This is a genomic window from Halomonas sp. N3-2A (assembly GCF_002216165.1).
In the GTDB taxonomy this organism is placed as follows: domain Bacteria; phylum Pseudomonadota; class Gammaproteobacteria; order Pseudomonadales; family Halomonadaceae; genus Vreelandella.
On record NZ_CP022286.1, the window covers coordinates 2,319,562 to 2,339,766 of the forward strand.

Below are 20,205 nucleotides of genomic sequence, written 5' to 3' on the forward strand. Positions count from 1 at the left end.
CGCAGTAATTCATTTAGGGAGATTATGTGATTGCTAGGCCGTTACGTTGATCAATCGGTGCTCAGGTCGGCCTCGATAATAAACAGGCGGCCGCCATCCACAGTGTTAGCGTCCAGCATTTTCTGCTCGAGTTGACCATCGGTGGACCAGGTGGCGAAATCATCGTCGTTCAGTACCCCCAGGCGTTGGTCATCAATCACCCATAGACCTTCCATTTTATCGTGGGGATAGTTGACTTCCGCCACCATATCCACCACCAGAGACTTGCTCACTGGCTCAATTCCAGCGCTGGCCAGAGCGCCCCACCCCTGCTCTAGAACCACTTCTTCCAAGGTTTTGCCTGCCAAGGTTAGCCCCAGTTCGGCATCCTGTTTCAGGTCGCCGTTGGCTGAGACCGCCTCAAGATTGGTGCCCGAGGTAAGGTCAATGCGATAAACCTGCTTCTGAGCATCCGGTGTCGCGGCCTCGACACCGTCGGGACCACCGCTTAGAAAACGGCCATCTCGTTCAAGCACCAAAAACTCAGTGGCGCTCAGCGCAACAAGCTCTGAGTTGGAATTCTGATTTTGCTCTTGGCGGTAGAGGTACTGTCCAGTCTCGCCCGAGTCCAGGTCCACTGTAACGATGCGGGTGATATCCAGGTCTTTCACCGTACTGCCCGGGTTGTACAGAGTGGACTGCATAATGCCTACCAGCGTTGTCTCATCCGGTGTGATAGCCAGCCCTTCCATACCTCGGTTGGCACGCCGATTGGCAAACTCTGCTGGCAGGTTCATCTCGACCCGGTCATCGTCGGCAAAGGGGTTGATTCGACCGATTTCACGACCTTCGGCATCGAAGTGGACCATGTGCGGACCGTACTCATCGCTAACCCAGAAGGTGCCGTCCGATAGCGCCACCAGCCCTTCGCCATCCAGACCATAATCATCCAAGCGGATCGGATTAGTAACTTCATTATAGGGCTGGCTATCGTCTACTAAGATCGGCTGGCCATTGGCATGGTAAGGGGTTTCACCTGTTCCACCGAGTGCCAAGCTGTTAGGCAGACCACTGATCTCGGTTCCATCGGGGCGCTTAAGCAGAATGGTAGCAACCTGTTCGATCACACCGTTCGCTTGAAGCTCAAACAGGCCGATACGGGGCGTATAGTCCGGTGTCGGAAATATTTTCCCCTTGCCATAGTCACCAACAAAATTGGCATTGGGGCCGCGGTCAGTCAATGCATAGAAGCGCGTTGAATCCGTGGGATGAGCCGTCATTGCCGACCCAAAGCCGCCATTACGTATCTCAAAAGCCTGCTGAGATTTGCCATCTAGTAGATCATCCCGTAATACGCTGTGGGGAAGAAACACACCAGCGGCGGGGAAGCTGTCGAACACGGAGGCATTGGTGTCATCAGCGTTAGCGTTAGCGTTATCAGCGCAGCCCACCAGCAGAGAGGACGTCAGTAAGGATGCCATAAAAAGCTTATGACGGTTCATTGGTTGATTTCCTTATTGAATACAGGTTGACGCCCGTTGGCGTCTCAGCCGCCTCCACAGGCACAATTTCCAGCGTGCCCCAGGGCAAGGCAAGTTACGAAAAGTCTAGTGGCAGGAATATCGAATGGGGGTGGCGCCGTCACAGCTGTCTAACTGAAACGCGCTCACACCGACAAGGTTCGATTTGTTATGGCATATCGCTATGTTCACGGCCACCACGATAATTTAGTGACAACCAATGACAGGTGAATGACATGTTAGTGACTAGCGGCACGGGGACAACTTGCGGGGCTAATAAGGAAAACGCCCTGGCTATTAACCAGGGCGTCTCCTCTATAGTAACGGCACGATGGAAGTGGTTACATTTTATTCGCTTTCAAACGGTGCTTCCCACGCGTTAAGCTCCGCGTCGCTCCAGCTTCCGTAACTGGCATTGGGGAAAACAATCCAGTCTTGACCAAAGCGCTCGGCGTGGTCGTTAACTAGGTCGCGCTGCTCTTCAAGACTTGCATCGACAAAATCACCCGAGAAGTCATGCAGCGTATCGCCCAACTGCATCACCAACGTATGACTGTCTTCGACGATAGCGCGACGCTCGGTCTTGGGTGGGCCAAGTAGCATGACGCGCTCGTCAGATACCTGGGGAAGCTCTAATGCTTCCATAGTGGCCAGCGTATCCGCTTTATTTTCTTGGTAGCGATCCGACACATAGTAGATCGACACACCTTGCTCATCGGCAAATTCGAGAAAGTCTTTCGCGCCTGGGATCAAACGTGGCTCGCCCTCGCGCTCCCAATGCAACCAAGTATCCCAAGTAGTGAAGTCGTGGCAGGCCTGCATATCGCGCACTAGCAAAGCGCTATTATCGATGAGCGTCTCATCCACATCGGTAATGATGGCCAAATCGGCACCCTCACCATGCGCCTCAATTTGTTTTTCCAAGCGATAGGTCGCCAGTTCAAAGCCTTGGCGCTGTAAAGCAGTTATTTCTGCGGATTGCTGTTGGTAACGAAGCCCCATGGCGTACTCAACTTGATCACAAGCGCTAGCGTCGTCGGCTACTGCGTTCCCTGATAAAGGAAGTAGCGCCAAGCTTGCAAATGCGGTTGCAGTGGCAGCGTTGCGGTATCGAGATATCGTCATTAAGCAATCTCCTGTCAGTGATGGTTATCAGGTTAAGAGGGGAATCCCACACCATCCATCATTATTAATTATCAATAATAAGCATAATCATCATAATTTATTTTTATTGATCATTCAAATAAGAAAGATAGCGCGCTAAATGAATAAGTTGATACGCATGCCTTGTTTAACGATTTTGTGGATTTTAGGTGATGGAGAGACAGGCGGACGACAGCAACCCCCTCGTGACTTGTCACCAGGAGGTTGCCAATACAGGCTAGAGAACGGTGTTAACTCGTAAACGGCGTAATATCGCCGCGCCCTTCCCGCACAATTTTGGGCGGCAGCTCGCGTAGGTCAATCACACTGGTGGGGTCAAGGTGGCAAGCACCGCCATCGATAATGGCATCAAGGTGTGACCCGAAGCGGTCGCGAATCTCCTCAGGATCGCTCATTGGCAGGGTATCTCCTACCGGAATCAAGGTGACGCTCATCAACGGCTCACCCAACGCATCAAGCAGCGCGTGGGTAATTTGGTGATCAGGCACACGCACGCCAATGGAGCGGCGCTTCGGGTGCAGCAACAGGCGCGGCACCTCTGTGGTGGCATCCAAAATAAAGGTGTATGGGCCAGGGGTATGAGCCTTCAGCAGCCGAAACACTGCGTTATCCACTTTCGCGTAAGTGCCAATCTCGGAAAGATCCGAACACATCAGCGTGAAATTGTGCTTATCGTCTAACGAGCGCAGCCATTTGATCTTCTCAATGGCTTTTTTTTCACCCAAGTGGCAACCCAGTGCATAGCCCGAATCCGTCGGATACGCGACCACACCACCTTTGCGGATAATATCTATCGCTTGATCAATCAAGCGTTTCTGCGGGTTTTCGGGGTGAATCTGGAAATATTGACTCATCGCTTGCTCCTGCCCTTGGGCATATCGTTGTCCATTTAGTTTCTAGGTTAGCCGATATGCGGTTTAAGACCCAGGACCTAACATACCACTGGGCGCATCGCGCAAATGAACTAAGCGCGGATGCTGCCAAATCGGCGGCGCAGCAGTGCGCGGTATTAAACTCATACTGCCGGGGGCGGCGTGGCTGCCAGGAAAATGAAAATCGCTGCCCATGGAGGCGTATAAATCACGCTCCACTAATTGCCGAGCGAGATCGCGAGTGCTGTCGGGATTCTGCTGACCACTCACTAGCTCAACGCTCTGCCCACCGGCGGCTTGAAATGTATCCATCAGCAAACCTCGCTTGCGCCGGGTAAGCCCATAGCGCAGCGGGTGCGCCAGCACTGCCACACCGCCTGAGGCCACCACCCAGGCGACTGCATCACTGATTTCCGGCCAATGAGCTTTTACATCGCCTTTTTTACCACTGCCTAAATAGCGCTTAAACGCCCCGGCCCAGTCATCAACCACTCCTTCAGCGACCAGCGCGCGGGCAAAGTCGGGCCTGCCTAAGGGGCGGTCGCTGCCTGCCTGGGCCCGTGCCTTTTCGAGCGCGTCAGGTAAGCCCATTTTTTCCAGCCGCTCGGCGATCACTTCAGCACGTTTGATCCGTGCTTCGCGCTGCAATGCAAGCCCTTCTACCAGAGGCCCCTGCAAGCCGCCGGGCATAAGCGCCACTACGTGGATATTAATTCCCTGCCAGCGCGTGGATAACTCACAGCCAGGCACCAGGCAAAGCCCTGCTTGCTGCGCCGCGATGCCAGCTTCTTCAATACCTTCCATGGTGTCGTGGTCTGTCAGCGACATGTGGGTAAGACCACGTGCAGCACACAGCTTTACCAACTCGGTAGGGGTAAGCGCGCCATCTGACGCGGTAGAGTGCATGTGTAAATCCACCGTATAACGCTGGTCGGCATCAAACACGCGGGGCAGGTTTACAGGAAGATAGTTCGCAGGAAGTAGGGGCATAAGCATGACGCCGTGTGGCGAGTTTGTCAGAATAGGGTGGTGTGAATAAAACAGGCACCCTGTTTTCCCTTAACGGTATACAGTCGCTCACCATGGTGCGCGCTTACAGGGGCGCGGTCAATTCAGTACGGAACAACCGCCCTAGCATTCAAGGAGTTATCCCCATGCTTTACGCTATTATCAGTGAAGATGTATCCAACAGCTTGGAGCGCCGTCTAGCGGCACGCCCGGATCACCTTGGTCGCCTGGAAAAGCTACGTGATGAAGGCCGTTTGGTTCTGGCTGGCCCCCACCCCGCTATTGATACCGATAACCCAGGCGATGCAGGCTTTAGCGGCAGCTTGGTCGTTGCCGAATTTGACAGCCTTGAGGACGCGCAAGCCTGGGCTGACGCCGACCCATACATCATTGCTGGGGTCTATGCCAAGGTAATTGTTAAGCCATTTAAAAAAGTAATGCCTTGACCGATAGAGGCGAGTGTGAAGAGTCCGCCTTCTTTTTCACAGAGCCTGTGGAAAACTCTGTGAAAACTCGGCGGACGCTTTCCCCAAAGCTAGAGCTGATGCCCTTATCAACAAGTTGATCAATTTTTAACCTATCTTTAACACAAACTTCATCAGTACGGGGATACCCGCGTGACTCAACGCTCTACTGCCCTGCCCCCGCTCGCGGCGTTAACGGCTCCTTTACTCACTTGGAACGAGGCATCCCCCCATTCAGAGGCCTTCGACGATGTGTATTTTTCCAGGGAAGATGGCCGGGCTGAAACCGAGCACGTTTTCCTGGGGGCGAATCACCTGCCTAAGCGCTTTGCGGACTGGCGACACAGCCGCGCTTTTGTGATTGGCGAAACAGGCTTTGGCACCGGGCTTAATATGCTGTGCGCGTGGGACTGTTTTGAACAACACGCACCGAGCACTGCACGTCTTCATCTGTTATCCACCGAGAAATTTCCGCTTGACCGAGTATCTCTTGAGCGCGCGCTAAGCGCTTGGCCTTCATTGGCACACTATGCACAAGTGCTATGCGCCCAATGGCCTGAAGCCGTCAGCGGCATTCACCGTCTGCATCTCAACGAGCGAGTGACTCTCGACCTGCACTTTGGCGACACCACCGAACGACTGAACCTACTCGACGGTCAAGTCGACGCATGGTTCCTAGATGGCTTTGCTCCTGCTAAAAACCCAGAAATGTGGCAGCCTGAGCTATTCGAAGCCATGGCTGCACGCTCTCGCCCTGGGGCAACATTTGCCACGTTTACCTGTGCCGGTGTCGTTAAACGAGGGTTAAAAGCAGCGGGGTTTAGCTGGCAAAAGGTCCCTGGGTTTGGGCGCAAGCGGGAAATGTTAGCAGGCGATATCGACACACCGCCCAAAGACACTCGCCGCCAGTCAACACCATGGTTCACACCGCCTGCGGCAAGACCAGCGAACCATGTGGCGGTCATTGGGGCAGGCATGGCCGGTTGCAGCGTGGCAGCGGCGTTAGCCAAGCGTGGGGTTCAGGTAACGGTCATTGAACGCGATGCACCCGGCGCAGGTGGCTCCGGCAATCGCCAGGGAGCGCTGTATGTAAAGCTAGCCGCGGAAACGAATAACCAGAGCCGGTTTTATTTATCAGGCCTTCTCTACAGTCAACGCTGGCTTAGCCAACGCCAGCGGGCGTCCTCCTCGTCACAGGAAACGCCACTGTGGCAGCCATGCGGCGTGGTACAACTGGCGTTAAGCGACAAGGAGGCTGCTCGCCAGCAGCGCTTTATGGCACGCCACCCACTGCCAGAAGCGGTAGTATCCGCTCAAACCGAGACGCTTGGCGAGCTGGCGGGTGTTCCGATCACAGCGAATCACGGACTGTTTTATCCCCAGGCAGGCTGGGTGCGCCCCAAATTACTCTGCGAACAGCTGCTACAGCACGCGAATATCACCTTGCACCAGGGAGAAGTGACAACCCTTCAGCCCGACGGTAAAGCTTGGCAGATCGTGCTGGCCAGCGGCGAAACGCTGACCGCTGATCACGTTGTGGTAGCCAATGCGTCTCTGGCTAACCGCTTTGAACAAACCGCAGCGCTACCGCTACAGCAGGTTCGCGGACAAGTGAGCGAAGTGAAGCTGCCCGAAGGAGTTCAAGGCCCGCAACGTGTGGTATGCGCGGGTGGCTATGTGTCGCCGCCAGTGGAAGGCGTACTGACGTTCGGGGCCAGCTTTGTGCCTAATAACGCCACGAGCGACGTTACGGCAGCAGACCATCAGCGCAATATTGAGGAACTACGCCAAACACTGCCTGAATGGGTCGCCACCCTTGAAACGGCGGGCGTAACGCTAAGCCCCGACACGCTAGCAGGTCGTGCTGCGGTAAGGGCAGCCAGCCCTGACAAAAGCCCCTACGCGGGGCCAGTGCCCAATGCTGACGCATGGCAGCAGGATTACGCGGTGTTGCAAAAAGATGCTTCTAACGTGCCAGATACCCAAGGAGAGCACCATTCAGGGCTGTGGATATCTAGCGCACACGGCTCTCGGGGCCTTTCCAGCGCTCCGCTCTGCGCCGAAATCATTGCCTCGCGAATGTGTGATGAGCCGATGCCGCTAGAGCTATCGTTAGTGGATCATTTACACCCTGGGCGACGGATTATCAGTGCGCTAGTACGCGCTCAGTAATCGCCCTCTTCCTCATCATCGGCAAGTTCTCGCCCAAAGGAACGCCATTGGGCGAGCGTCATCACCTCAGTCATTTCTAACTCAAGATCGTGAGCAATAATCAGCTCGTGACGCTCAAGCTGCTGTTTAAGCTCGACTACCCAGCCGCTCATACCTGCACCGGTATCGGTGGTATCGTATCCTTGGCGTGTCACAAATGCTTCAAGCAAAGCATCCAGCGTTTCCGGCGGCAGCATGCGTGCTGGCACTTCAATAAAACGGCTCATTCACTCTGCTCCCAGGCAGCTAGACGCTCGATAAAGGTGGCTTCATCGATCACTTCAACGCCCAGTTGCTCTGCTTTGGTTAATTTGCTGCCTGCAGCCTCGCCCGCTACCAAGCAGGTGGTTTTCTTGGAAACACTACCCGCTACTTTAGCGCCTAGCGCTTGCAGCCGTGCCTTACCTTCATCGCGGGTCATGCTGTCCATCGTGCCGGTGAGTACCCAGGTCTGTCCCTCTAAGGGCGTCGGGCCTTGCGTCACTTCACTCTCTTGCCAGGTGATGCCCGCATCAAGCAGTGCTTTCAGCGTTGCCAGATTATGCGATTGACGGAAAAAAGTATGAACATGGGCAGCGACAATCGGACCAACATCATTCACCGCTTCCAGCGCCGTTTGATCAGCTTCTTGCAAGGTCTGAAGTGTACCGAAGTAGCTGGCTAAATTTGCCGCTGTGGCTTCGCCTACTTCGCGAATACCCAAGGCGTAAATAAAACGTGCCAGCGTGGTGTGCTTAGCCTTATCCAGGGCATTTACCAAGTTGGTCGAGGACTTTTCACCCATGCGTGGCAGCGTCTGAAGCTGCTCAGCGGTGAGATGAAATAAGTCTGCTGGCGTTTTCACCCAGTCCAAGTCCACCAACTGTTCAATCAGCTTCTCACCCAGCCCATCGACATCTAGCGCTTTACGGCTAGCGAAATGCTTCAGCGCCTCTTTACGCTGCGCGGCACAATAAAGCCCGCCTGAGCAACGAGCGACCGCCTCGCCTTCCAGCCGTTCAATATCCGAACCACACACCGGGCAGTGCTCAGGAAAGGTGATCACGCGCGCCTGGGCAGGACGCTTGTCGATATCGACGCGTACCACTTGGGGAATCACGTCGCCTGCCCGACGAATGGCCACCGTATCACCAATCATCACACCTAAGCGGGTGATCTCATCCGCGTTATGCAGCGTCGCATTTGATACCGTTACACCAGCAACGGTGACCGGCTCTAACCTAGCAACCGGAGTGATCGCGCCGGTACGGCCTACCTGGAACTCCACATCGTTAAGGGTCGTGACTTCTTCTTGGGCAGGAAATTTAAATGCTACCGCCCAGCGTGGCGCCCGCGCTACAAAGCCAAGCTCTCGCTGGTGGCGCAGATCGTTTACTTTAATCACGACGCCATCGATGTCGTAACCCAGCTGGTCTCGCTTTTCACCCAGCTGCTCGCAGTAATCAGCCACCAGCTCAGGGCCATTGACAGTCCGCAGCTCCGTGCTGGAGCGAAAGCCCCATGCCTTAAGCCTTTCCATTTGCTGGCTATGAGTTGTCATTGGGCTACTGCTAAGCTCACCGTCGCCAAGATTCGTCATATCGAGCCGGGCAACTTGATAAGCATGAAACTCTAATGGGCGCGTTGCGGTAACCCGCGGGTCAAGCTGGCGCAGGCTGCCAGCCGCCGCATTACGCGGGTTAGCAAATACCTTACTGCCTTCCTCCCTCGCTCGATCATTCAGCGCTTCAAAGCCCGCATGGCGCATAATAACTTCGCCGCGTACTTCTAATAACGCAGGAATATTGTCGCCCATTAGCTTTAACGGAACAGACCGCAGGGTGCGCAAATTCGATGTAATGCCTTCGCCGGTACGGCCATCGCCACGGGTTGCGCCACTAACCAATACGCCCTGCTCGTACACTAACGATACCGCGGCTCCGTCGAGCTTTGGCTCACAGCTAAACTCAACGCTACTCGCCTGACACTCCAAACGCTCAGCGACACGCTCGGCAAACGCAGCAATATCATCACGGCTAAATGCGTTATCCAAGGAGAGCATGGGAATCGCATGAGCAACTTCAGGAAACCCTTCCGCTGGCGCGGCCCCTACGCGCTGGGTAGGGGAATCCGGTGAGACTAAATCGGGGTACTCAGACTCCAATTGCTTCAACCGCTGCAGCTTGCGGTCGTAATCTGCGTCGGTCAGCTTAGGTTCATCTAAGATGTAATAGCGGTAATTAGCGTCATCCAAATCGGCACGCAGTTGGCTAATTTCTTCCAGAAGTTGTTTCTCAGGCTGACTCATTCAGATGTTCCGGCATACAAAAACAGGTGTTTAGTAACAAAAACACCCGCCTTCTTTGGGAAGGCGGGTGTTAACGCAATGCGATGCTTAACGCGCTTGCAGTTGGCGCTGCAAGCGATGGCGACGTTCAAACTCATGAACGCGCTGCCTTGCAAACTCAATGGTTTGCGCCGTCATTACGCTACGGTTTTCATCTTTAAGCTCACCGCCCATATGGCGTACGACAACCATTGCCGTTTCGACCATCGCTTCAAACGCTGCTGAGCTATCTTCAGCGCCCGGCAGCGGCATCAGGAACGTAATACCTGGGGTCACAAACTCATCCATTTCTTCAATGGGGAACGTACCAGGCTTAAGTACATTCACCATTGAAAATTGCAGTTCGCTATCGAAGCTTTCTGTTTCAAAACGGTGAAAGACGCCCATCTCACGGCTGTAGCGAAGACCGCAGGCCATGATTAGCTCAAGCAATTTACCGCCATCAAAACCTTCAGGTTCCCGCGAAAGCACACTGATCACGACCATTTCAGAAGCGTCGGTGAGTGCATCTCTGGCCCGCTCGCTATTAACATCGTGGCGTAACGCTTTTTCTAACGTCGGGTGTGTACGAACAACATTATCCCGATGACCCGTTTCAGGCACATAATCGTCGTAGTCATCAACATCGTGATAACTCTCGTCGTGCGCAGAAATCGTCGGCTCATTGTATTGCGCAGCCTCGCGCTCCGCGGCAGCGGTCTCACGCGCTTCGGCTTGCTCTTGAGCAATACGCGCTTTTTCAGCGTCGGCTGCCTCTTTTGCTTCACGGCGCTGCTGCGCCTCAAGCGCTTTACGCTCGGCTTCAAGTGCTTTACGTTCTGCTTTTTGCTTGGCTAGTGCTTCCGCACGTTTCGCCTTCTCTGCTTTCTTACGCTCTTTCTCTTTACGACGCTCAATCAAACGGCGTTTAAAGGAACGCCCAATGCCTTCGAAGTCAACCAAGCGGTATTCATCAACCTCATCGTCGTCTAGCTCTCTGTCTTCACCGGCAGTATCTGCACGTAGTTGACGTCGCTTGGGCGTGTCGGCTGCATGTTGTACGGCATCTTCAGGTTCAACTCTTAGCGTCGGTTCTGCTTCTGCAGTCGGCTCAGCTGCAGCACTGGGTTCTTCTGACGCTTTCTCGGTTGAAGCCTTTACGGTTGATGCAACTTGTTCTTCAGTTCCAGCTGATACCGCCTCTAGGCGACTGTTAGCTTCAAGATTTTCAGCTTCTTCGTGTTGCGCCGTTGGCTGTTCTTTCTCAACATCAGCTTGCTGACCGCTAACGCTCTCGTAATGCTCGGTTGGTTCAGATACTGGCTGTGGATCGTGGCTATCAGGGCGATGGGCTTCAGCTGTAGAGGCAGGCTTGCTACTCGTCGTTTGGCGAGTAGCGTCTGTGTGCTGAGTTTTATTGCTAACAGTATTGCTGGGATTCTCATCAGCCATAAATATGCTAGGCTCCCGGCGCTCGGGTTCAGGAATTGCAGACATGCCTAACGTGTGCTCGGCTGAAGCAGTATCTGGCTGAACGGATGTATGATTCGTCGACGTGGGATGCCCGACAGCAGAAGGCTGTTCATGTTTTCGAGGCTCATTTTTACGAGACCACGAAAAGTGCGCATTGGCTTTTGACTTGGCCGAACTGGCAGAGCTGGAAAAAGAACGGCGAAAATCAGACAGTACTTTGGAAGGCCCCGGGTGCTCTTGGCGTTCCAGCTTAGGTTTTTGACCAAGGTTGCTGTAGTCAGCAGGCTTAACGACCCGCGCACCACCGTTAGGCAGTTCCCAGTTTATTTCCGCCTCTTTGACTTCATCATTAAATTCTTCGGATTTAGCGGCTGGCAAGTCTTTGACTGCTTGATCCAGGCGGGGCACACGGCGTTGGCGCTGAAGCCTTCGCACACCGTCAACGACGATGAGCGAAACCAGTGCCAGTCCTAGAATGATTAACCACTCTCTTAATTCCATGTCGAGCATTCCATGGGTCAATATACCGGTTGCAAAGGCGCAATGCCTTAATGACGTAACATATCCGAAATTAGCTAATTATCATCAAGCATAGCGCGGTTGCTACGAAAAGGGCCACTTTTTGCAGATTTTCACGCTTTAACACCCCCATAAGGTGTGTTTTAGGCCAAATCTTTGACTATATCAACTAAGAAAAGTGCCATTTTAGCGCTAATTTATCCCGACAGGACACATCGTCACATCATCGTCTGCTTTCTATAGGGAGAATTTCGCTCCCTTGCTCGCCTTCTCACACCGTAATATGACAAGCCCACATTCAAACTTACGTAACGAAACGCCACTGCTCTTCTGCTCAATTGCCCAGCCAACTGCTGTTCGATCAAAAGCTATTCTGCTACAAACCTATCTGTTACAAACCTACTTCACCAAAAATTCCGTCGTAACGAATAGTATTTAATAGCTAATGAAATCATAGCATATATGTTTTAAACCCTTAACTAACGCTATACAAAGGTAATGAAAGTTCACATTTCAGATTTGTCAATTTTAGATAGATGAACATGCTTAACTGCACGATACGCTTTAGCAGGAGCAGTCCTCAGCGCCCATGATCAAAGCAGTTAATCAGAAACCGAGAATAAACATAAATCGCTGATAAATAAGATATTTTACAATCAAAAAAAATAAAGAAAGAAACGCTATCAATAGCCACTAATGAAGCTAATCTGGGATAGCTAAGCAAAAGCAGAAAGGCTCACTATCGGTTCAGCACACAACCCGTCATAGGCTTGCTCTACCGCAATTTTTGCATATTTCCCGAGGCTTTTAATGGGTGAAAACTCGTTTAGTTCACCACCATTGAAGGCACCGCATTTGCCGATAAAGCATTTAATCAACCAGTGCTGCAGCCTCATCAATCCCTACCGAAACAAGCCTAGACACACCAGGCTCCTGCATGGTTACACCCATCAAGCGCTCAGCAGCCTCCATAGCAATTTTGTTATGGGTGATATAGATAAACTGAACGCTTTCAGACATTTCTTTAACAAGTTTGGCGTAGCGGCCTACGTTGGCATCATCCAGCGGAGCGTCGACTTCGTCCAACATACAGAAAGGCGCAGGGTTCAACTGGAAAATTGCGAAAACCAACGACAGTGCAGTTAACGCCTTTTCTCCCCCCGACAGTAGATGAATAGTACTGTTTTTCTTACCTGGCGGCCGCGCCATAATTGCCACACCGGTTTCCAGCAAATCATCCCCGGTGAGGGTTAGCCAAGCAGCTCCCCCACCGAAAACCCGTGGAAATAGCGTTTGTAGACCCGTATTAACCTGGTCAAATGTTTCTCGAAAGCGAACGCGAGTTTCCTGATCGATGCGTTTAATCGCACGCTCTAACGTTTCTAATGCTTCGGTAAGCTCAGCATGCTGAGCTTCCAAATAGTTACGCCGCTCGGCTTGCTGATCGTACTCTTCGATCGCGGCAAGGTTAATGGCACCTAAACGACGAATCTTATCTGTGGTGTTTTCCAACCGCTCCTGCCAAGCAGTTTCACTGGCGTCGCTAGGCAAGTGCTCTGCTAAAGCATCGGGATCATGGCCTAGTTCTGCTAATTGCTCATCTTGGGTTGCCGCTTTCAGCGCCAGTGCTTGTACATCCATACGGCGCTGTTGTAACTGCTCACGACTTTGTTCCAAGTTGCGCTCGTGCTGCTGGCGAGCCAGCTCGTCGTTGCGCAGCTGCTCTGCCAATGCCTGAGCCTGCTGACGAGTATCATTAAGGCGCCGCTCCTGCTGCTCGCGCTGGTGTAGCAACTCCTCTAATTCTTCAGCAGCCAGTTCGTCTGGCTCTACCAGCATTTCCCGAGACTCTTCTAACTCAGCAATACGCAGCGAAAGGCGCTCTTCACTATCGCTACTACGACTTTGCTGGGCTTGCAGGCTATTCCGCTCAGCATTCAACCGCTCTCGCTCTAGCGCCAATGCCTGCTGACGCGCCTTCATGGGAGCATGTTGTTGATTTAACTGGTCACGCTGCTCACGCTGGCGACTGCGATGTTCAGCGCTGGTTTCACGGGCTTCGGCAGCAGCTTCTAACTGCTCCATCGCTGCATGCCAGCGAGCACGCTGCTCTTCTAAAGTGAGCGTTAACTCCGCCTCATCCTCTTGTAGTTGGGCGAGTTCATCATCCAACTCAGTGGCGCGGCTCTCTAAATGTTCCAGGCGTTGAGCTAGTCGCTGCTCTTTCACCGCAAGCTGCTGAAGCGAAGCGGCGTGGGCACGCTCTTGCTCAGCCTGCTGCTCACGGGTTTGCTCTAGCACTTCAATGGCTTCGCTAGCGGCTTCGCACTGCTCATCCAGCAACGCTAACGCGTCTTCATCCTGTGTAAGACGGGCGTCTAATTCGTCAAACCGACGGCGTGTCACCAACAGTGCATCAACACCTTCACCATTGGCCTGTTGATGCAACCAGCCGCGTCCACGCCATACGCCTTCTCGGCTGACAACACTCTCTCCAGGCGCCAAATTACCTAGTAGCGTCTCAGCATCTTCGTTCGTTTCTGCGAAGTGAATACTCGCTAACCATTCGCCTAACGCACCTGCCCCAGACACCAGAGAATCCAAGCGCTGCGCGGATGTCGCTGGCCGCTCAGCCTGGTCGATTAAGCACCAATCAGTGGCTAGGGCATTAGGTAGCGCGTTTAGCTGGTTCGCTGACACTAAACGGGCGTTTAACCACGGCGCAAGCAGCCAGGAAATCACTCGCTCCCAGCCAGATGCAACACTAATCGCTTCACCAAGCCGTGGCGCATCGGCTAAGCCGTGAGCCGCTAATGCATCGCTAAGATCTGGGTCGTGATCAGCCAAGGCGGCATCAATTAACGCCTTCAATGACGCGAGTTCGCCTTGATGTTGACTTAGTTCAGCACGCTGCTGATCACGCGCCTGGGTGGCCTGCTGATAAGCGGCTTTGGCATCGCTATAGCGCTGCTGCCAATGGTCACGTTCGGTTTGAAAGGCTTCAGCACGCTGTTCAGCCTCTTCCCGCTGGGCTTGGCATTCAGCGTGTTCATTGCGCAGCTCAGTAACATCGGCAAGTTCGCCACGCTGCTGACGGCGGCGCTGGTTCTCCGCCTGCATGCGCGCAATACGCTGCTCTAAATCGCGTAATTGGTCTTGGCTACGGTCCGCTTCCCGGCTGGCATCGCGCCAGTGATTTTCTGCATCGGCCCACTGCTGTTCGGCAGTTTCAAGAGCAGGAGTCGCATCCGCTAAGGTTTGTTCAAGTGTTTCTAGCTGCTCTTCAAGGGCTTCATGCTCTGGAAGCAAGTCCTCTAAACGAGCTTCTATCGCGACAAGTCGCTCTTGATCGCCTTCGCTGACTCGGCGCTGTTCATCAAGGTCGCGGCGCGCCGTTGCTATATCGCTCGCCAATTGAGCTTCACGGCTGCGGCGGTGCGCTTGGTCCTGCTCCAGGCGGGCAATCCGGGTGGTGGTTTCAAAGAACTGTTGCTGGTGGCGCTCTAGCACATCGGCAAGTTCATCGTGCTGTTCGCGCGCTTGTTCCAGGCGCGTTTCACACTGACGTACGCCAAATACGTCTTTCTCAACCGCAATTTCCAGCTCGCGCACTCGGCTTTCTTGGTGAGATTGCTCATTGCGCAATGCGCGTCCGCGCACTAACGCCAGCTCACCTTTTAGCCGGTACTCCTGCTGCTTTAACTCTTGGTAGCGCTTGGCTGCTTCTGCCTGACGCTTAAGGCGTTCGAGCTGTTTGTCCAATTCTTCACGGATATCATCCAGGCGTTCCAAATTCTCCTGGGTGCGGCGCATACGGTTTTCGGTTTCCCGGCGGCGCTCTTTATATTTTGAAATCCCCGCAGCCTCTTCCAGCGTGGCACGCAGGTCATCGGGGCGTGCTTCGATTAGCCGTGAAATCATCCCCTGGCCGATAATGGCGTAAGAACGCGGGCCTAAACCAGTGCCCATGAACAGATCAGCGATATCTCGCCGACGACACTTTTGACCATTAAAGAAGTAATTGGATTGGCCGTCGCGGGTGACTAAGCGCTTTACCGCAATTTCTGAGTACTGCGCGTAAACGCCCCCCATGCCACCATCGCGGTTATCGAACTTGAGCTCGATAGAGGCTTGGCTGATCGGCTTACGACCGGTGGAGCCGTTGAAGATAACATCGGCCATCGATTCACCGCGCAGGGTTTTAGCTGAGGATTCCCCCATTACCCAGCGCACCGCATCGATGATATTAGATTTGCCACAACCGTTTGGCCCAACGATGGCGGTCATATTGCCATCGAAGGGCACCGTTACTGGATCAACAAAAGACTTGAACCCAACAAGACGAATAGAGGTTAAGCGCATTGCGACCCTTAGCTGCGGTTGTTTGCGTGGACGTTATTCAAAAACGCGGTCAATAACAACATTTGCCGCATCATCCTCATTAATAGGTCCAACGCTTACGCTCTCCAGCTCGCCAAACAGATCACCAGGTTGAGGGGTCGCCTGACCAGATTGCGAAACGCGAACAACTAAGCGTGCTTCACGCACCTGGGAGATTTGCGCTTGGGGGGACATAGCTGCGGTGTCGTCCAACACGACGGTCATGGGAAGCTCTGACACCTGGGCACGAATAACAGCCAGTGGCGGCAGTTCGCCTTGCATGTCTCGAGCAGTAATAAACACGCTAGCATCGTCACTGACGTTATCCATCAGTGCTTCGTCTAATGAAACATTCACACGCACGCCTTGGCTTTGGGCGGCCTCAACCGCCGCTGCTTCTGGCTCTACTCCTAAACGCTCTTGAGCAACGCGAATACCTTCGCGCAAGGAGGATGCCGTTTCGGGATCTTCTATGTTTGCGACAGCACGACGCCAGTGGTCTACCGCTGTTTCATAGTCACCATTATCAAACGCATGAATGCCAAGCAAGCCGAGCACTGTGGGCTGGCGTGGGTCTTGCGCTAGCGTCTCATCCACTAGCGACTGTACCTCAGGAGTCAGTTCACGCTCCGCCATAAAAAAGCGCAGTTGAGCAAGTTGCGCCAACAGCGGAGGAATCCGCCCTTCAATAGCAATCAACCGTTCTAACGCATCGGCTGCTTTATCGGCCTGACCGGTTTCACGGTAAAGCGGAAACAGTGAACTCCACACATTGGGATTATTCGGCTGACGCTCGGCTTCTGCTTCCATGCGCTCTAAATACATGACCAGTGAGCCATCGGGGTCGTTTTGCACTTCTTGCTGAATAGCGTAAAGTGTTAAATCGCCTTCCGCGCCGTTCTGCTGGTACCAAAACGTACTCGCTCCCACCACGGCCACCATCACCAAGGGGATAGCAAGCCTGCCTGCCGTCGCCGTTTTTAAGGGGCGCTTAGTACGGCTGGCGGTGTCTTCCAACAGGCTACGCTCTAGCTCCAGGCGGTCTTCTTTAAACCGCTCCTCATCCATATCGCCACGTTCGCGAGCAGCTTCCAACGAGGCCAAACGACGCTTAAAAATCGCCACGTTTTGCTCATCAGCAGTATCGTTAGCTTCGAAGTGATCTAACTTGTCGCGTAGCGTGCGGGCATCGCGCATCGGCGCTATCAATAACCAAAGCGCGGGGAGTAATAGTAAAGCAATCGCAATCCACAGCGGTGTCATGAAGACCTCTCGCGGTTAATCAGGGCATCCAGGCGGGCACGTTCTTCGGCGCTAAGCGCTTTCGCTGAGGCATTACGACGAGCGCGAACCATCATCACGACGACCACTACGCCGAGCAGCACCAAACCTATCGGCAACCCCCACAGCAGGTAAGTGCGGTTTTCTAAACGCGGGTTATAGAGAATGTACTCTCCAAACCGCTGCACCATGTGGTTAACAATCTCGATATCCGATTGACCATCCTGGAGCAATTGATAGACACGTTCACGCATATCCGCGGAAATTGGCGCATCAGAATCATCGATTGCCTGGTTCTCACACAGAGGGCAGCGCATCGAAGCGGTGAGATCATGGTAACGCTGCTCCGTAACAGGATCGTCGAACTCACGTATCTCAATCCCGCCGGCCAACGCGCCGCTAGTCAGTGTCAGCAGCGCGACGGTAAGCATTAAGCGTATTAGCGCCATTTTTCCACCTCCGGCAGAATGCGTTCACGAACGTCTTCCGGTGACACGTAACCTTTGTGGTGGTAGCGAATGACACCGTCAGCATCAACCAAGAAAGTTTCCGGCGCACCGTAAACCCCCAGATCAAAGCCAAGGTTACCGTCAGGATCAAACACATTAACTTCGAAGGGATCACCAAACTCGCTCAAGAACTCCAGCCCTTTTTCGCGAGTATCACGATAGTTAATGCCGACCATGCGAATGCCCTGATCAGCCAACTCCAGCAACTGCGGCATTTCCTGCTTACAAGCGGGGCACCATTCGCCCCATACATTCACCAAGGTGACATCGCCAGTTAACAGGGTTTGATCAACTTGGCGATTTTCATCGCGCAGTGTCGTGGCTTCAAAGGTAGGAAATTGCCTGGCCATTAGCGCCGAGTCGCGGTGCGAAGGGTCGCGCCCTAGCCCTTGATAAAGGAACAAGGCAATCCCCAGAAAGCCAATCGGCAGTAGTAAAAGTAGTAGGCGACGTGTCATACCATAGCTTCCTTCGACGTTGCAGGCTCAGACGTTGCAGAAGCCGGGCTAGCAGGCGCTTTGCGCGACACGACACGACGGTACCGCTTATCAACTATCGCCAGAATGCCACCGAAAGCCATCAACAACCCACCGAGCCATAACCAGCGTACAAACGGTTTGTATTGAACACGCATCGCGTAGCTACCATCGCCAAGGTCTTCCCCCATGGCGACATAGAGATCGCGGAAAAGCCCGGGACGAAGCGCCACCTGGGTCATTGGCATTCTGGTAGCGAGATAGAGGCGCTTTTCTGGACGCATCACAAAACTACGTCCGGAGTCGCCACGCTGCACTTGAATGATAGACGTGTCTGCCAGGAAGTTCGGGCCCCGGCGATTTGCCAGTTCCGTCATGGTGAACTGATAACCTGCCACTTCAACAGTCGTGCCCGGCGACATCCGCACGTTGCGTTCGATGTTGTAATTGGAAACAACCGCCACGCCAACAATGGTGACCGCAATGCCCACATGACCAAGCACCATGCCCCAATATGCTAACGACAGCTTGCGCAGCCCCGCCAAAAAGGAGCTGGCATGGCGGACTTTATTGAACACGTCACGCACGATAGGCAGTACGATCCAGAGCGCCGAAACAATGCCCAAGGAGACCCAAAGATTCCACTCGCCGCCATATAGCAACGGCATAGCACCGCCCAGGACCAGTGCAGCGGCGCCTGACAGCCAAAGCTTATGCCACAGTTCACTGGCACTCATGCTTTTCCAGCGGGCGATCGGGCCAAGTCCCATAAACATGCACATCACCACCGTTAGCGGTACAAAAAGTGCATTAAAGTACGGAGGCCCTACGCTGATCTTACCTAACCCAAGGGAGTCCAGAATTAGCGGGTAGACCGTGCCTAACAGTACGGTGACCGTCATAATGACCAGTAGAATATTATTGACCAACAACAGCGAATCACGGGATAACCAATTAAAGCCGACTTTATGGCTCACACGGGGCGCGCGCAGCGCAAATACCAGCAGCGACAGCGTTACGGTAATCGCCAACAGCATTAAGATAAAGAAGCCGCGGGAAGGGTCATTAGCAAACGCGTGCACTGAGGTCAGCACGCCAGAACGCACCAGGAACGTGCCCATTAATGACAGCGAGAAGGTTGAAATAGCCAGCAGTACTGTCCAGCTTTTAAACGAACCGCGCTTTTCAGTGACCGCCAACGAGTGCACCAGCGCCGTTCCCGTTAACCAGGGCAGCAGTGAGGCGTTTTCAACCGGATCCCAAAACCACCAGCCGCCCCAGCCCAGCTCGTAATAAGCCCACCAACTACCTAGCGCGATGCCTACGGTTAGAAATGCCCAGGCCACATTAGTCCAGGGACGTGCCCAACGTGTCCAGGCAGCGTCTAAACGCCCACCTAGCAACGCGGCAATGGCAAATGCAAATACCACCGAGAAGCCGACATACCCCATATACAGCATCGGGGGATGCACAACCAACCCGAAGTCCTGCAGCAGCGGATTCAGATCAGCCCCGTCTTGAGGCATATTCGGCAGTAGCCGCTCAAATGGATTGGAGGTCATCAAGATAAACAGCAGGAAGCCAACGCAGACCATTCCCATGACGCCTTGCACTCGCGCCACCATATCGCGCGGCAAATCACCGGAAAATACCGAAGCGGCATACCCCCAACCAGCCAGCATTAAGCTCCACAATAAGACGGAGCCTTCATGATTTCCCCACACGGCACTAAACTTGTAGTACCAGGGCAGTAGCGAGTTGGAATTATTGGCAACGTTCGCAACGCTGAAGTCATCCAGCATATAACTAGCTGTTAGACACAAATAGGCAATGGCAATAAACAGGAACTGCCCTGTTGCCATGGGCTTGCCATAAGCCATCCACAGCGGACGCCGAGTGGCCGCGCCTGCCAGCGGCATCACAGCTTGTATCACGGCCATCAACAGGGCAATGACCAGAGCAAAGTGGCCTATTTCAGGAATCATTTTGATGAACATGCGCGCTCCGAATTAGCAGTGGGCATAACCGCCTGCTTGACACGATA

Annotated in this window: 14 protein-coding genes; 2 read left to right on the top strand and 12 right to left on the bottom strand. The window is 53.7% G+C overall.

Annotated elements, in window-relative coordinates:
- Window positions 1-50: 50 nt before the first annotated feature.
- The 4 genes from CEK60_RS10875 to CEK60_RS10890 form a co-directional block, all read right to left on the bottom strand.
- Entirely contained in the window at window positions 51-1,481 is a 1,431-nt protein-coding gene (locus tag CEK60_RS10875; protein ID WP_089039043.1) for an esterase-like activity of phytase family protein, read from the bottom strand.
- Window positions 1,482-1,847: 366 nt separating this feature from the next.
- A complete protein-coding gene (locus CEK60_RS10880) occupies window positions 1,848-2,624 on the bottom strand; it encodes a 5'-nucleotidase, lipoprotein e(P4) family (protein ID WP_089039044.1) in 777 nt (258 codons plus the stop codon).
- A 269-nt stretch (window positions 2,625-2,893) separates the two neighbouring features.
- Complete coding sequence (locus tag CEK60_RS10885) at window positions 2,894-3,517, bottom strand: L-threonylcarbamoyladenylate synthase (RefSeq protein ID WP_089039045.1); 624 nt, start codon at window positions 3,515-3,517, stop codon at window positions 2,894-2,896.
- A gap of 63 nt (window positions 3,518-3,580) precedes the next feature.
- Window positions 3,581-4,525, bottom strand: coding sequence for a PHP domain-containing protein (locus CEK60_RS10890; protein ID WP_089039046.1), 945 nt, complete (start codon window positions 4,523-4,525; stop codon window positions 3,581-3,583).
- A gap of 164 nt (window positions 4,526-4,689) precedes the next feature.
- Here CEK60_RS10890 and CEK60_RS10895 point away from each other — a divergent pair, with 164 nt between their 5' ends.
- Both CEK60_RS10895 and mnmC read left to right on the top strand, forming a co-directional pair.
- A complete protein-coding gene (locus tag CEK60_RS10895) occupies window positions 4,690-4,989 on the top strand; it encodes a YciI family protein (protein WP_038481742.1) in 300 nt (99 codons plus the stop codon).
- A gap of 171 nt (window positions 4,990-5,160) precedes the next feature.
- Entirely contained in the window at window positions 5,161-7,179 is a 2,019-nt protein-coding gene (mnmC, locus tag CEK60_RS10900) for a bifunctional tRNA (5-methylaminomethyl-2-thiouridine)(34)-methyltransferase MnmD/FAD-dependent 5-carboxymethylaminomethyl-2-thiouridine(34) oxidoreductase MnmC (RefSeq protein ID WP_089039047.1), read from the top strand.
- Here the strand turns inward: mnmC and CEK60_RS10905 are convergent.
- The 8 genes from CEK60_RS10905 to CEK60_RS10945 all read right to left on the bottom strand — a co-directional run bounded on the left by CEK60_RS10905 (window position 7,173) and on the right by CEK60_RS10945 (window position 20,158).
- On the bottom strand, window positions 7,173-7,445 hold the full coding sequence (locus CEK60_RS10905) for a YheU family protein (protein ID WP_089039048.1): 273 nt from the start codon (window positions 7,443-7,445) through the stop codon (window positions 7,173-7,175). The genes mnmC and CEK60_RS10905 overlap by 7 nt on opposite strands.
- Window positions 7,442-9,505, bottom strand: coding sequence for an NAD-dependent DNA ligase LigA (gene ligA / locus CEK60_RS10910; protein ID WP_089039049.1), 2,064 nt, complete (start codon window positions 9,503-9,505; stop codon window positions 7,442-7,444). The genes CEK60_RS10905 and ligA overlap by 4 nt, the downstream gene beginning before the upstream one ends.
- An 87-nt stretch (window positions 9,506-9,592) precedes the next feature.
- On the bottom strand, window positions 9,593-11,497 hold the full coding sequence (zipA, locus tag CEK60_RS10915) for a cell division protein ZipA (protein ID WP_089039050.1): 1,905 nt from the start codon (window positions 11,495-11,497) through the stop codon (window positions 9,593-9,595).
- Between the two features lie 888 nt (window positions 11,498-12,385).
- Window positions 12,386-15,877, bottom strand: a complete 3,492-nt coding sequence (gene smc, locus CEK60_RS10925) for a chromosome segregation protein SMC (RefSeq protein WP_089039052.1) — start codon at window positions 15,875-15,877, stop codon at window positions 12,386-12,388.
- 33 nt (window positions 15,878-15,910) lie between these two features.
- Window positions 15,911-17,158: a c-type cytochrome biogenesis protein CcmI gene (gene ccmI, locus CEK60_RS10930; RefSeq protein WP_089039053.1), complete on the bottom strand. Its 1,248-nt coding sequence runs from the start codon at window positions 17,156-17,158 to the stop codon at window positions 15,911-15,913.
- A complete protein-coding gene (locus CEK60_RS10935; RefSeq protein WP_089039054.1) occupies window positions 17,155-17,625 on the bottom strand; it encodes a cytochrome c-type biogenesis protein in 471 nt (156 codons plus the stop codon). Before CEK60_RS10935 ends, ccmI begins: the two co-directional genes overlap by 4 nt.
- On the bottom strand, window positions 17,616-18,143 hold the full coding sequence (locus tag CEK60_RS10940; RefSeq protein ID WP_089039055.1) for a DsbE family thiol:disulfide interchange protein: 528 nt from the start codon (window positions 18,141-18,143) through the stop codon (window positions 17,616-17,618). Before CEK60_RS10940 ends, CEK60_RS10935 begins: the two co-directional genes overlap by 10 nt.
- Entirely contained in the window at window positions 18,140-20,158 is a 2,019-nt protein-coding gene (locus CEK60_RS10945) for a heme lyase CcmF/NrfE family subunit (protein WP_089039056.1), read from the bottom strand. The genes CEK60_RS10940 and CEK60_RS10945 overlap by 4 nt, the downstream gene beginning before the upstream one ends.
- Window positions 20,159-20,205 lie beyond the last annotated feature (47 nt).